Origin of the sequence: Fictibacillus sp. 7GRE50, from assembly GCF_015903875.1 — a bacterium.
Classification (GTDB): Bacteria; Bacillota; Bacilli; order Bacillales; family Fictibacillaceae; genus Fictibacillus; species Fictibacillus phosphorivorans.
Window position 1 is genome coordinate 1,277,973 of record NZ_JACZDW010000001.1, and the last position, 13,109, is coordinate 1,291,081.

Annotated in this window: 11 protein-coding genes; 5 read left to right on the top strand and 6 right to left on the bottom strand. The window is 41.6% G+C overall.

Annotated features, from left to right (window positions below; all coding sequences use genetic code 11):
* Window positions 1–60 precede the first annotated feature (60 nt).
* Window positions 61–930: an NAD(P)-dependent oxidoreductase gene (locus IHV12_RS06250; protein ID WP_255552553.1), complete on the bottom strand. Its 870-nt coding sequence runs from the start codon at window positions 928–930 to the stop codon at window positions 61–63.
* Window positions 931–992: 62 nt separating this feature from the next.
* Window positions 993–1,307: a hypothetical protein gene (locus IHV12_RS06255; RefSeq protein WP_197190229.1), complete on the bottom strand. Its 315-nt coding sequence runs from the start codon at window positions 1,305–1,307 to the stop codon at window positions 993–995.
* Window positions 1,308–1,742: 435 nt separating this feature from the next.
* Between IHV12_RS06255 and IHV12_RS06260 the strand changes: the two genes are divergently transcribed.
* Together IHV12_RS06260 and IHV12_RS06265 are read left to right on the top strand one after the other, a co-directional pair.
* Complete coding sequence (locus IHV12_RS06260) at window positions 1,743–2,477, top strand: hypothetical protein (RefSeq protein WP_197190230.1); 735 nt, start codon at window positions 1,743–1,745, stop codon at window positions 2,475–2,477.
* Between the two features lie 69 nt (window positions 2,478–2,546).
* The gene (locus IHV12_RS06265) at window positions 2,547–3,749 is read left to right on the top strand and encodes a hypothetical protein (protein WP_197190231.1); all 1,203 of its coding nucleotides are present in this window, start codon (window positions 2,547–2,549) and stop codon (window positions 3,747–3,749) included.
* 19 nt (window positions 3,750–3,768) lie between these two features.
* Here IHV12_RS06265 and IHV12_RS06270 read toward each other — a convergent pair whose 3' ends face one another.
* Window positions 3,769–5,118 carry an MFS transporter gene (locus IHV12_RS06270; protein WP_197190232.1) on the bottom strand — a complete coding sequence of 450 codons (1,350 nt, stop codon included), beginning with the start codon at window positions 5,116–5,118 and terminating at the stop codon, window positions 3,769–3,771.
* 441 nt (window positions 5,119–5,559) lie between these two features.
* On the opposite strand from IHV12_RS06270, the gene IHV12_RS06275 reads away from it, so the two are divergent.
* The gene (locus tag IHV12_RS06275) at window positions 5,560–7,962 is read left to right on the top strand and encodes a S8 family peptidase (RefSeq protein ID WP_197190233.1); all 2,403 of its coding nucleotides are present in this window, start codon (window positions 5,560–5,562) and stop codon (window positions 7,960–7,962) included.
* 90 nt (window positions 7,963–8,052) lie between these two features.
* Window positions 8,053–8,676 carry an NAD(P)-dependent oxidoreductase gene (locus IHV12_RS06280; RefSeq protein WP_197190234.1) on the top strand — a complete coding sequence of 208 codons (624 nt, stop codon included), beginning with the start codon at window positions 8,053–8,055 and terminating at the stop codon, window positions 8,674–8,676.
* Here IHV12_RS06280 and IHV12_RS06285 read toward each other — a convergent pair.
* From IHV12_RS06285 to IHV12_RS06295, 3 genes are all read right to left on the bottom strand, one after another.
* Complete coding sequence (locus tag IHV12_RS06285) at window positions 8,673–8,975, bottom strand: hypothetical protein (RefSeq protein ID WP_197190235.1); 303 nt, start codon at window positions 8,973–8,975, stop codon at window positions 8,673–8,675. The genes IHV12_RS06280 and IHV12_RS06285 overlap by 4 nt on opposite strands.
* Before the next feature lie 70 nt (window positions 8,976–9,045).
* Window positions 9,046–9,579 (bottom strand): DUF420 domain-containing protein, encoded by a 534-nt coding sequence (locus IHV12_RS06290; protein ID WP_066399222.1) that lies wholly within the window; start codon window positions 9,577–9,579, stop codon window positions 9,046–9,048.
* 397 nt (window positions 9,580–9,976) lie between these two features.
* Window positions 9,977–11,680, bottom strand: coding sequence for a M3 family oligoendopeptidase (locus IHV12_RS06295; protein WP_197190236.1), 1,704 nt, complete (start codon window positions 11,678–11,680; stop codon window positions 9,977–9,979).
* Between the two features lie 135 nt (window positions 11,681–11,815).
* Between IHV12_RS06295 and IHV12_RS06300 the strand changes: the two genes are divergently transcribed.
* Window positions 11,816–13,063 (top strand): PucR family transcriptional regulator, encoded by a 1,248-nt coding sequence (locus IHV12_RS06300; protein ID WP_197132981.1) that lies wholly within the window; start codon window positions 11,816–11,818, stop codon window positions 13,061–13,063.
* Window positions 13,064–13,109: the final 46 nt, after the last annotated feature.

Here is a 13,109-nt window from a genome sequence, read left to right on the forward strand (position 1 = left end):
CATTTATTAAATCGTAATTATTACGTTTTGTAAAGAGAAAAAAAAGAAACCAAGGTAGACTTACCCTTGGTTCGCTAAACGTTTATAAAGTGCATGTGTCCCGCTATCTTCTTCACCCATCTCAGCAAGCTCGTCATATAGCTTCTTTGCGAGTTGTAATCCTGGTGTCAATAATCCCATCTCTTCAGCTGATTTCAATGCGATGTTCATATCTTTTATAAAATGTTTCACATAAAAACCAGGAGCAAAATCTCCTTTTAAGATTCTTGGTCCAAGATTGCTAAGGTTCCAGCTTCCTGCAGCACCAGATTCAATACTTTTCAGCACGTTATCTGGGTCTAATCCTGCTTTTTCGGCGTAAAGAATCGCTTCGCAAACACCCATCATACCTGATGCGATCGCAATCTGATTACACATTTTCGTATGCTGACCAGATCCAGCTTTTCCTTGATAAACAACGTTCGTACCCATTTTAGAGAAAATCGGTTCCATATCATGGAATGCAGATTCTGAACCGCCTACCATGATGGATAGTTTAGCATCTCTCGCACCGATATCACCGCCAGAAACGGGTGCATCAAGCGTTGCAATATTTCGTTCAGCAGCCGTGCGTTCAATTTTTTGTGCCAGCTGTGGACTAGAAGTCGTCATATCGATTAAATAAGATCCTTCTTTGGCGTGAGCGACTAACCCTTCTGCACCTAAGTAAACTTCTTCCACATCTTTCGGATATCCGACCATCGTGATGATCACATCACAGGTTTGGGCAATTTCTTTTGGTGTGTCTGCCCACTTAGCTCCTTTTTCAAGAAGATCTTCTGCTTTTGCTTTCGTTCTCGTATAAACATGGACTGGATAACCTGCATTCATCAAGTGACCGGCCATGCTTTTTCCCATTACACCTGTTCCGATAAATCCAACACTTTGCAAATTCCCTCACTCCTTTCACCCATTATAACGAAGAACAACCAAAATAAAAAAGACACCGCTTATTAAGCGATGACCTCTCCTTGAAGAATGCGTTCGATCTTTAATTGTGCGAGTTCATAATCCATATCTAGGTTTGTTAACATCGATAGCATGTCATCGTTAGAATGCCGTTTCAAAAGTTGATACAAGTTAGGCTTTCGTTTTTTGATCATCGTCATAATCTCGATAGTCGGTAACGTTCTGCCTGTTGGTTTAATACGTAAAAAAGAGCGGATGTATTGTGTGAAAGGGGGTATGGCCTCTACTGTATCTGGTACTGTGTCTAATAGCTCCTGAAGCTTCAATAATGAATCAATCAGTTCTTTGTTTCTTTCCACGAATTCGTCCCTCATCTTTCTTCGAAATTGTGTTACATTGTTAAAGTTTCGCTAGTTTAGGCAATTCATAGTAAGTATCGGCTGTTTCATAGAAAGTTTAGAGGGGTCTGACCCCATACAATTTATTTCCCTCACTCATTTACTCCACAGCTCTTAAGAGAATACTCCATTTAAGGCCATCCACATTCCTCGTTTCAACATCTCGGTAATTTATAAAAACATGAAATGCATCCAATCTTACTAGTACTTTGCAACACCTTTTGACCTGTTTCTCTTCTTTTTATGTGCAGCACGCGCAGTCCTTTAGGTGTATTCTTTATTTCCCTCATAAGTCCACCCTACTGTTTATTCGTTTTCGTATTTACGTACCTGTATATAAATGGTAAATTGAACATGTCGACAAAGGGGTCCCGTATTACGGCAGGAGGTTTGGATATGAAAAAACATCTAGTTACTAGTGTTTTAGCATTCTGTCTCACAGCTTTTTCGGTACCAAGTGCTTTTGCTCAAAATCAGACTTCGTATAAAGATGAAATCCTAAGTATGCAGCCAGATTTAACATCAGCTGAGTTGCTTTCTAGTGTTCAGGCTATCGCAAAGAACACAGGCAAAACAGAGGATGCACTTCTAAAAAAGATCTACGAAGAATTGAAACATGATCAAACAAAGAGCAAGGAAGAAAAGCAACAAAGCGGTAAGGTTGGCACAATGGGCAGCAGCGGTGGAACCGTTTCTGTTGGACCTAGTTCAAAAGGAAACTTCTATTACACCGCATCTCAAACGGCCTACATGAACCATGGACACGTGGGCATGTATTATTCGAGCGACGTCATTGTTGAATCTGTCCCTGAAACAGGTGTGAGGACGATCTCAACCACTTTACGAAAAGTGGATCAAGGTGATGCACAAGTAAAATCTGTTACAACAAGCTCGACGAACCGTAATAATGCTGCAAACTGGGCATTTAGCCGTGTAGGCATTGACGCATATTCTTATAACTTCGTGACCAACCGTTCGACTTCACATATTGGTGATAAGAACTGTTCCAAACTGGTATGGTCGGCCTTTAAGTTAAATGGAAACTTAGATTTAGACGTAGATGGCGGGTTAGGAGTATATCCTCGAGATGTCCGGGATGCGCCTGGCACACAGCTCGTCCGGAATATATAAAAAATAATAAGGCAATAAGGACGTAGATTTACGAACTTATTGCCTTGTTTTTATAAGAAGGTGATTACAGTGAAAAAAATAATCTTCTTTTCATTATTGATTACTATAATCGGTGGATTTTTATATAAAACGTACTGGAGTCAGAATCTCAGCGCTTCGCTTTCTATTGAGAATGAAGCGATCAAGCAAGAAAATTTTTTAACGGATAAGAAAGCAGTACTCTATTTTTCAACAACAGCGGATCAAGACATGGATGGAAAAGGAGTTAGCCTTGCCGTCTTTATTAATGACAAAGGTGAAGCGAATGCATTTAAGATGAAAGGCTTAGAACTCGGCAGTGTAGCTGCAAATCAAAATGAAGTTTTGTTAGTCGATAAAAATAAAATCCGTCTAGTGGGAGACACATATAAAGAGTTTGGTATGGATAAATCCCAGTATACGGGTGAAAGAACAGGATACTTGGAGAAAGAAAAATTGTACTTTACTGTTTTCAATACAGGTGTAGGTGCTAACGGCGGGTATGATTCGAATATTCTTTATGGTAACAAGGAAGGCTTTCATAAAGAAAACATCCCCCATTACATTGCCGCTTCAGGATTAGATCAAGGTGAAATTGTTGTATTAACTCAAGATAATCAAAAGGAAGAGTTTCATATCAGAAAAGTGAAGTTGGCAAAGGACGAGATGAATACTCAAGATATTCTAAAAGTTAACCATTCCAAAGAAACTGATTTTAGCAGCATGTCTCCAATCCTAAGCGATGATTTGTTTTACTATTTTGTGGGACAGAAAACGCTAGGAGAAGTCACAGAAACAATCGATTCAGATATTGTGCTGTATCGGATCAATAAAAAGACGCAGACACAAGATGAGTTCATCCTTTCTTCTTATAGAAATGAAAAAAATATCACAGCGCACTACCCATTCAACATAAAAAACTCCGCTCACTTATATAACAACGTCTTTTACTACGCAAACGGCCTTGGTGAGGTATTTGCATTTGACACAAAAACGGAGAAAGTAAGCAAAAAATTCTCTATGAACAACGTTCGAAACGACGGAGTGAGGCATAACGAGGAACTTTTCTATAAAGACGATTTCCTTTACGTCGTAAGATATGATGAAAAGCTTAAAGAAAAATACTACATCGAACACTATTCCTTAACCGAGGGAAAGAAGATAGAGAATATGAATATCAACGGTTTAAACGACATCCTCAAATCAATCAAAGGCAAGTCTATCTATTCCTATGACTTTAAGATGCTGAAATAAAAAAATGTGAGTCTAGAACTTATTCAAGTTCCAGGCTCACATTTCTTTTTATTTTCACTCGATAAATAACAATCGCGATAATGACGAGAATCGTATACACAATAAACACATTTCGATAGATAGCATCTAACGCCATTCCTTGCTGGCCCTCAATTAAGAGTCCTGCAACGGCTACACCGAGTGCGCCACCGAAAAATTGCACAAGCTGAAGCATGCCCATTCCAGAACCTACTTCATCCTCGCTTAATATTCTAGAGTTTTCATTAGCCAAACTTGACGTTAAGCTAGAAAATCCGATGCTCGTAAACATGTAAAAGATCGCTGTTAGATAGAATGCTTTTGTTGCAAAAAGTGAAAACAGTACGACGGACACCAACAGTGCCACAAGCCCCGTTCGCATGACAGGCAGGTTTCCAAATCGATCGATCCACCGTCCCACGTAAATAGCTGCTAACGCGGAAAGCATGGCACCTGGAAAAATAACAAACCCAATCGTTGCTGGTTCTTTTCCGAATAGATTCGACAACATGACCGGCATCACGAACAACAGCGCAAAATGGGTCATGAACGCAATCAGTCCGATGATTAAGAGCGACACATACAGCGTGTTCTTAAACAAACTCACACGAATAAACGGATCTTCCTTTTTCTTTGAATAAAACACGAGTGTGCCAAAGAATAGTACACTCAAGCCCCACAAGTACCAAGAAAACGAAGAAAGATAGAGTAATAATGAGGTTACTCCACCACCTGTTAACAGTGCGCCAACAAAGTCGAACGATCCCTCCCGTTTTTGTTCAACAGGCAGATAGATCTTAAATACTGGCAGCAACAGTAACACAAGGCCTGTTACGATAAAAAGGAAATTCCACCCTAACAATTGTGTAATACCGCCTCCGATAACAGGTCCTAACCCGAAGCCAAGAGATGCAGCAGATGAGATCAACGACATAGCACGACCTCTTCTTGAAATCGGAATGTATCTTGTGGCAAGCACCATGCCTAGCCCTGGAACCGCACCGGCTCCCATTGCTTGAACCATACGGCTAATCAATACAAACTCAAAACTATTTGAAAAATATCCGATGATGGAGGCGATTCCTAAGATGATGACACCTGTAAATAACAATCTTCCAATCGGTATAAAATCTGACAATCTACTGAATGTGATCGTCGATAAGGCAAACACGATCGAATAGCCTGAAACAATCCATGATCCCGCAGTAGGACTCAGATCAAATTCCGAGATCACACTCGGTAACGCTACATTAAACATCGTCGTGTTCATGACAACAAGCCATACTGTTAGACTCCATAATGGAATGATCCGGTTCTCCTGAATCGTTCCATAGCCTTCCTCTTTAGCCATTCGTTCACCTTCTTTCTAATCCTGTTTCCTTATACATGGTTGCTCTTGAAAGTAGTTGACCTCCGTTTCAGGTGCTCGCTTTCCGGGGGGCGTGCGGTGAGCCACCTCGACGCTTTGCGCCCTTAGTTGTCTCACCTGTCCCGCTGATCCCCCAGGAGTCTCCCACCTTGCACTACAATCAACTTGTCATGGATGTTCTTTTAGTAAGTCATAAGCAACAAATGTTTATAGTACAGTCTTCTCTCAAAAAACAATATTCCCATCTTATCATGGGTCTATAGAATTAGCGTTACGTTTTGCTCATGACGTTTTAAGGACAAAAGACCAACGCCTCAACTTCCAATATAAGGACCTATTATCTGTTTTTACCATGTGCTCAAGGGATTTAAACACAGCAGTAGAATATTACCGTGATATTAAAAATAAGGGGTGTACGCTTGAATGAAAAGTATTTTACGCAAGACATCTAGTTTCACATTAGCATGTACGTTTGTTTTTTCTGCTTTTTCTGGTGTATCTGCTGCTCCATCTACAAATGATTCACAGCCAGACCTAGCACCGCTTTACGGGAAGTACAATTTAAACTCTTCTCATGTTACAAAAGTAATGGTTGAATTAAAAGAACCTTCTGTACTAGAGGCAAAAAAGAAAGGCAAAAAACAAACGAAAGCAAATCTAAAATCAAAACGTGAAGCTGTGGTAAAAGAAATCTCCACACGCTCCAAATCATATAAAGTTAAAGAAGAGTACGATCATGTTTTCTCTGGATTTTCACTAGAGATTGCAGCAAATGAAATTCCGAACCTTTTATCAACGCCTGGTGTAAAAGCGGTTTATCCTGATGTTGAATACCACACAACAGGGGATGACATGGGTGACCATTCATTCGATGATGTTACGCCTCAGATGATGAATTCAGCGCCTTTTATTGGTGCTAACCAAGCATGGGAATCGGGTTACACAGGAGATGGTGTGACGGTTGCTGTTATTGATACAGGCGTTGATTATACACATCCTGATCTCGATCAAGCATTCGGTAACTACAAAGGATATGACTTTGTTGATAATGACAACGATCCACAAGAGACGCCTAAAGGCGATCCAAGAGGAGCTGAAACTACGCACGGCACGCACGTGGCGGGTACAGTTGCGGCAGATGGCGGCATTAAAGGTGTAGCACCTGATGCAACATTATTAGCGTACCGCGTATTAGGCCCTGGAGGCAGCGGTTCGACTGAAAATGTAATTGCCGGAATTGAAAAAGCAGTAGAAGACGGCGCTGATGTTATGAATCTATCTCTTGGAAATTCGTTAAACAACCCGGACTGGGCAACGAGTATCGCGCTTGATCAAGCGATGTCTGACGGTGTTGTGGCCGTAACGTCTAACGGTAACAGCGGACCAAACAACTGGACGGTCGGCTCTCCCGGTACTTCAAGAGAAGCCATTTCTGTCGGAGCTACACAGCTTCCGTATAACGTGTATGCTGCTACTTTAAAAGCAGGAAATGCTAGTTTTTCTTCCGCAAAAGTAATGGGCTTTCCGTCTGAGGAATCTGTTCTAGCACTTAACGGAAAAACGTTGCCAATCGTTGATGTTGGCTTAGCAGGAACAGCTGATTTTGCAGGGAAAGACGTAGCAGGAAAGCTCGTATTAGCAGAACGAGGCACGTATGCGTTTGTAGATAAAGCAACGAATGCAAAGAACGCTGGCGCCATCGGGATGGTCATCTATAACAACGTTGCGGGTGAGATCGTGGATGTGCCTGGAATGGCAGTTCCAACAATCAAGCTTACGAACGCTGAGGGTGTTCAACTTAAGAGCTTGTTAAGTGCAAATCCAAACACAACAGTAACACTTGGCACCAAGTTTGATAAACAAGTCGGTGAATTGATGGCTGACTTCTCTTCTCGGGGTCCTGTAATGGATACGTGGATGATCAAACCAGATGTTTCAGCACCTGGCGTCAACATCGTAAGTACTGTACCGACTCATGACCCTGCAAATCCGCATGGCTACGGTGCGAAGCAAGGGACAAGCATGGCATCTCCACATGTTGCAGGTGCTGCAGCTCTTTTATTAGAAGCACACCCTAACTGGGATGTTGAAGATATTAAAGCAGCTCTTATGAATACAGCGGAAGATCTTTTCGATGCTACAGGAAAGCTTTACCCGCATAATACGCAAGGAGCTGGAAGCATCCGTGTTGTTGAAGCGATTGAAACAGATACACTCGTATCTCCTGGCAGCCATTCGTTTGGTGTCTTCTCCAAAAAGAAAGGCAAGGAAGTACGAGGAGAACGTTTTACAATCAAGAACTTAAGCCGTAAATCAAAAGAATACAAATTTGATGTAGATCTTGAAGGTGTAAAAGTAACAACAAACAAAAAAGTGAAAATTAATGGTAAAAGCTCGAAGGATGTTAAATTTAAAGTACAAGTGGATGCTGCTAAGATGGCACCTGGCTATCACGAAGGAACGATTACCATCAAAGACGGAAGAAACGAAGTTGTAGTGCCGACGATTCTCTTTGTACAAGAGCCTGACTTCCCTTCGATCACTAGCATCAGCGCTACAGAACTAGGAAATAATGCATTCACGTTTTCAGCTTACTTTCCTGCTGAAGCCGACAAAGTTAATCTTTTCTTATACGATAGCAACCTGACGAAAGAAATCGGTCTGATCGGCAGCTACGAAGATGTTCCGAAACAGTATAACGATTTTCAATGGGACGGAAAAATCTCCGGACAAGCTGTAGCACCTGGTAAATATCGTGTTGTCGCATTCGCTGAAAGAGACGATAAGCTCGACAGTCGATACACGGATGTTATCACCCTTCAATAAAAAAATTCCCTTGCCGAGCTTTCGGTAAGGGTTTTTTTTATGGTTAACATTAAATGATATGATAAGAAAAGAACGATCAGGAGGTATGTTATGAGACTATGCGTACTAGGTTCGACAGGAAGAGTCGGACAATATTTTACTAAAATGGCGCTTCAGGATGAAATCAGCGTTTCCGCACTTTTGCGTAACCCCGAAAAGTTTACGCACTCTATTTTGAGTCAGCTTTCTTTTACAAAAGGAGACGTTCTAAGTAAAGAATCCGTGGCTGAAGCGATGGTCAACTGTGATGTCGTTTTCAGCGCTCTTTCAACAGACGGAGCTAACGTCCTTTCCGAGGGTATGCCTAATATCATTGAAGCAATGAAAAAGGAAGGCATCTCGCGTATCATTACGATTGGTACAGCAGGCATCTTACAAAGCAGGGCAGAACCTCATCTGCTTCGTTACCAATCATCTGAATCTAAGCGCAAATTAACAAGAGCAGCTGAAGATCAACATAAGGCGTATACTCAACTGCAAGAAAGCGGATTGAACTGGACGATTGTTTGTCCTACTTATTTGCCAGACGGGGAACCTACCGGCACGTACAGAACGGAGAAAGACGTTCTACCTATCGACGGCTCTCGGATCAGTACTGGAGACACCGCTCATTTTGCGTTCTCTCTTTTAAAAAAGAGTGACTTTTTACAGTCACGTGTGGGGATCGCTTATTAAAACCTTCGAGGCATGTCTTGAAAAAAATAGACACCAAGACTTAAGAAACCCGCTCCGATAATGAAGATGAAGAATTTGATGAACCATTTCGGAAAAAAGCCGACCAGCTTATCAATAACCGTTACAAAGATAAATTCTACAATAGCACCGAAAAACGTTTCCGAGACTCGGCCACCTTTGTAATTCGCGTCATACTGCTTTTTATGCTCAATTTCTTCTTTTTGATAACGGATTCCATAAACAATAACAGCGATTCCGAATCCGCAGAGAACGACAGGTATGATCCAAAACCAGCTCATCTCTCATTTCCTCTCGCTACAGAAAAGACTTTTGCTGTTCCACGTCTTCAGCAAAAGTCCTCTGTTTTTTTTATGAATAATAAGGCGCGATCATCAAATACACAATAACACCTGTCAAACTAACATACAGCCATAGTGGCATCGTCCAACGAGCGATTTTACGGTGTTTCTCTACTTGCATGTTAAAGCCTCTCGTAACAGTGATTAACGCTAGAGGTACGATAACGATCGCAAGCAAGATGTGAGTGATCAAAATAAAGAAATAAACGTACTTAAGCGGACCTTCTCCGCCATAGGACGTAGATTCTGTAAGATAGTGGTACGTTACATACGACAACAAGAAGAATGTTGTACTCGTAAATGCCGCCAAGATAAATCGCTTATGCAGCGTGATGTTTTTTTGTTTAACAAAATAAAGAGCAGCGAGCAAAAATACGAATGTGAAGCTGTTAAAGATCGCGTTCAATCGCGGCAGCAACGTTACATCAAAAGCAATTTCTCCCTCATACTCTGGCAGGAAGAACAACACGGCCACAAGTACGTTAATCGCAATAGATAGCCCGATAATTAGCGGTGTATAGTTACGCTGTTTGGTTTCAGCCATTTTGTATTACTCCTTTTCCACTAAAAGTCTTTAAATTTTCTAAGATTCCTTATTATTTTACCACTCAAGACCCTATTCACAAACATATAGGCAGCTGAAAACAGCATTCCCCATCCAAGTGTCAATAATTCTTCAAAAAATGAGAAACTTAGCAGGAATACACCCTGGGGTATTTCCGGATATGGATGAAGTTCAATCCAGAAGTTTGGCGCTTCAATCCACAAGTTTTTGCGTTGAATCCACGAGTTTCGTACTTGAATCCAAAAGTTTCGCCGATTTATCCACGAGATGTCATTTGTCGACATTTTCTGCGGCAGTTATACCCCCATCCCATCGCCCACACAAAAGAAAAAACCGGCACACGGCCGGTTCTCCTCATCCTACCACCTTAATTCAATTAAGCTCTCGCAAACTGCTCCTCATCGACTGTAGCAATAAACTTCTCAACTTCACCGACCACAGACGCTACACATCCTTTTTCAAAAGGAGAGATCAAGCCAGCTTCTTCAACTAACTTTGTAAAAGGCAGACTTCCTCCCTTTTGACAAAGTGCGAAATAGTCTTCCCAAGCACGCTCAGAATTCTCGCCAGCACGTTTCCAGAACTGAAGAGCACAGATTTGCGCGAGCGTGTAATCAATATAATAGAAAGGCGAGCGGAAAATGTGGCCTTGTCTATGCCAAAAACCACCGTTTTCTAAGTACTCAAGCCCATCATAGTCACGGTGTGGTAAATAGGTTTTCTCAAGGTCTCTCCACTTCGAACGGCGTTCAGATGCTGATGCATCTGGATTGTCATATACAAAGTGCTGAAACTCATCAACTGCAACTCCGTACGGGATGAACTCTACCGCACCTGTTAAGTGAGAGTATAAATATTTTTCTGTGTCCTTACCGAACAGCTTATCCATCCAAGGGTACGTTAAGAACTCCATACTCATCGAATGAATCTCACAAGCTTCAAGTGTTGGGAACTGATATTCAGGAACTTCAAACACTCTGCTCGTGTACATTTGGAAGGCATGTCCGATCTCATGCAACAGCACGCGAACGTCGTTATCTGATCCGTTAAAATTTGTAAAAATGAACGGCGCCGTATAGTCCTGCAGATACGTGCAGTACCCACCTGGCGCTTTACCGCTCTTACTTTCAAGATCCATGAGCTCATCTTCTGCCATATAATTGAAGAACGCTCCTGTTTCTTGCGATAAACCACTAAAAACCTGCTTCGATTGATTCACAATCCACTCTGCATCTCCTTGAGGCTTAGGATTGCCTGTCGTAAAGCTGAACGGCTCATCGTAAAACTTAAACTCATGGAGTCCGATACGCTTTTGCTGACGTTTCTTTAACTTTGTACAAAGCGGAACGATGATATCTTTTACTTGCTCACGAAACACTTTTACATCTGCCGCGTTGTAATCCGTTCTTCCCATACGATCATACGCCAACTCTGTGAAGGTCGAGTACCCTAACTTTTTCGCGATTCCAGTTCGTAGCTTTACGAGCTCATCATAGATCGAATCAAACTTTTCTTGGTTCGAACTCAAGAAAGCGTTCGCGGCAATGCTCGCCGCTTTTCTCGTTTCGCGATCTGCAGATTGAACGTAAGGAGAGAGTTGAGCAAGGTTCAATTCTTTTCCGTCAAACTCAATCTTTGCAGATGCCATCACTTTCACATATTCTGAGCTCAATTTGTTTTCTTGCTTGAGGTCCTCTAGTACATCTTCAGAGTACGTCTTCACTTTTAATTCAGCCAAGCGGAACAGCTGACTGCCCCATTTACGCTCGAGCTCATCTTTAAAAGGAGACTGAACGAGCGCTTCATGAAACGCCGTAACCATCCCTTGATAGACTGGCAGATTTTCATCCATGAACGCTTGCTCTTCTTTATAAAAAACATCTTCCGTATTAATCGTGTGGCGGATCTTGGCCAGTCTAGCTTTTGATTCAAAACTGTTGCGAAGAGCTACGACCTTTTTCATCGCCTCGTTCTGCTCATCCGCTGATCTCGCTTCTTTAAAAACCTTTACCGCTTCTTCAAATTCTGTTTTCAGACTTTTAACATCAGGACGTTCATATGTAAATTCACTAAACTTCATTAGAAAGGCCTCCCATTCATTTACATTCCATTCCTGTATTACCAATTCTACAATCTATCTCTTTTCTCCTGTAATCCAATTCCCTTTTTCGGTAGAATGTAAGCAGAGAGAAACTAACGGCGGGAGACAAAAGTAATGAAGAACTATCAATCTGATCCTTTTAAAGGAACTTTCGGCAGTCTTGAAAATTTAGCAGACAAGATCAGCGACGTTTTGTCGTGCCCTGTAACGATAGAAGATCAGAATCATCGACTCCTTGCTTACAGTACACATGAAGACGGGACAGATCCTGCACGTATCGCGACCATCATCGGACGGCGTGTGCCTGAAAAAGTAGTGAACAGTCTATGGAAAGACGGCGTGATTCCTAGATTACAAGAGAGCGATGACCCTGTTCGTGTCGGCACGATACAAAACGTCGGGCTTGGTGATCGAGTAGCAGTATCAATTCGAAAGAACAACGAAGTTCTCGGATATATTTGGGTCCTTGAAGTGGAAAAACAATTAACATCAGATGATATGCAATTGTTAAAGCTTGCTGCAGCTTCAGCCAAAAGTCAGCTTCTTCAGATGCAAATCGGTACAAAAAAGAAAGAAGAAAACCGACAAGAGCTATTTTGGAAGATGCTCACGGGCAACCTCCCGCATGAAGAGCATATTTTAGAAAAGCTGCACGAACTCAACATATTGCCGGTTCTCCCTGCAGCCGTTTTTATTCTGCAGCTTGAAGATGAGATCACACCAGCGATCGAAAAAGATATCCTGTATCTCGCGGCGGTCAACCAGAAAATTAATGTTCTCCTATCTGCGGCTGACGCGAATCAAATGCTCCTTCTCGCCTCACCTGTTGGCAAAGAACCGCCTTTAGAGCTCGCCAAGTCCTTTGTAGAGTCCTTTTTTACACATATGAAAGAACGTTTTTCAGTATCTGATATAAAAGCAGCTTATGGCAGTCTAGTATCCTCTTTTTCAAACGTGGAAAAAAGCTATAAAGAAGCTTCAAGTGTATTAGCTGTTCAGGAAAAGCTCGGCGGAGAAACGTTAACCTTAAACGGTTATCACGAATTAGGCATCTACCAATTTTTAGATGCCATTTATGAAAAACAACAAAGACAGAGCTACCACAATGAAATGATCAGGACTCTACAAGAATATGATGCGCAGCACAAGACTGAGCTTTATCACACATTAGAAACGTATCTAACGTTAGATGAGAACCTGAATAAAGCATCAGAAGTGCTTCATATCCATATGAACACATTACTGTATCGCTTAAAACGAATCAGCGAGCTTACGAATATTGATATGAAGAGCCCTCATCAAAAGATTATGATCTATCTTGATTTCAAGATGAATCGGTTATTTAAACAAGAGCGTTTGTGAATTATCACAAATGCTTTTTTTCATTTTCTAGTTTCAACACAATGAA

Excerpts from the sequence above, each read along its gene's own strand:
- IHV12_RS06260 (WP_197190230.1), top strand. The coding sequence starts at position 1,743 with ATGAAAAAACATCTAGTTACTAGTGTTTTAGCATTCTGTCTCACAGCT.
- IHV12_RS06295 (WP_197190236.1), bottom strand. The coding sequence starts at position 11,680 with ATGAAGTTTAGTGAATTTACATATGAACGTCCTGATGTTAAAAGTCTG.
- IHV12_RS06275 (WP_197190233.1), top strand. The coding sequence starts at position 5,560 with ATGAAAAGTATTTTACGCAAGACATCTAGTTTCACATTAGCATGTACG.
- IHV12_RS06285 (WP_197190235.1), bottom strand. The coding sequence starts at position 8,975 with ATGAGCTGGTTTTGGATCATACCTGTCGTTCTCTGCGGATTCGGAATC.
- IHV12_RS06290 (WP_066399222.1), bottom strand. The coding sequence starts at position 9,579 with ATGGCTGAAACCAAACAGCGTAACTATACACCGCTAATTATCGGGCTA.
- IHV12_RS06270 (WP_197190232.1), bottom strand. The coding sequence starts at position 5,118 with ATGGCTAAAGAGGAAGGCTATGGAACGATTCAGGAGAACCGGATCATT.
- IHV12_RS06300 (WP_197132981.1), top strand. The coding sequence starts at position 11,816 with ATGAAGAACTATCAATCTGATCCTTTTAAAGGAACTTTCGGCAGTCTT.
- IHV12_RS06280 (WP_197190234.1), top strand. The coding sequence starts at position 8,053 with ATGAGACTATGCGTACTAGGTTCGACAGGAAGAGTCGGACAATATTTT.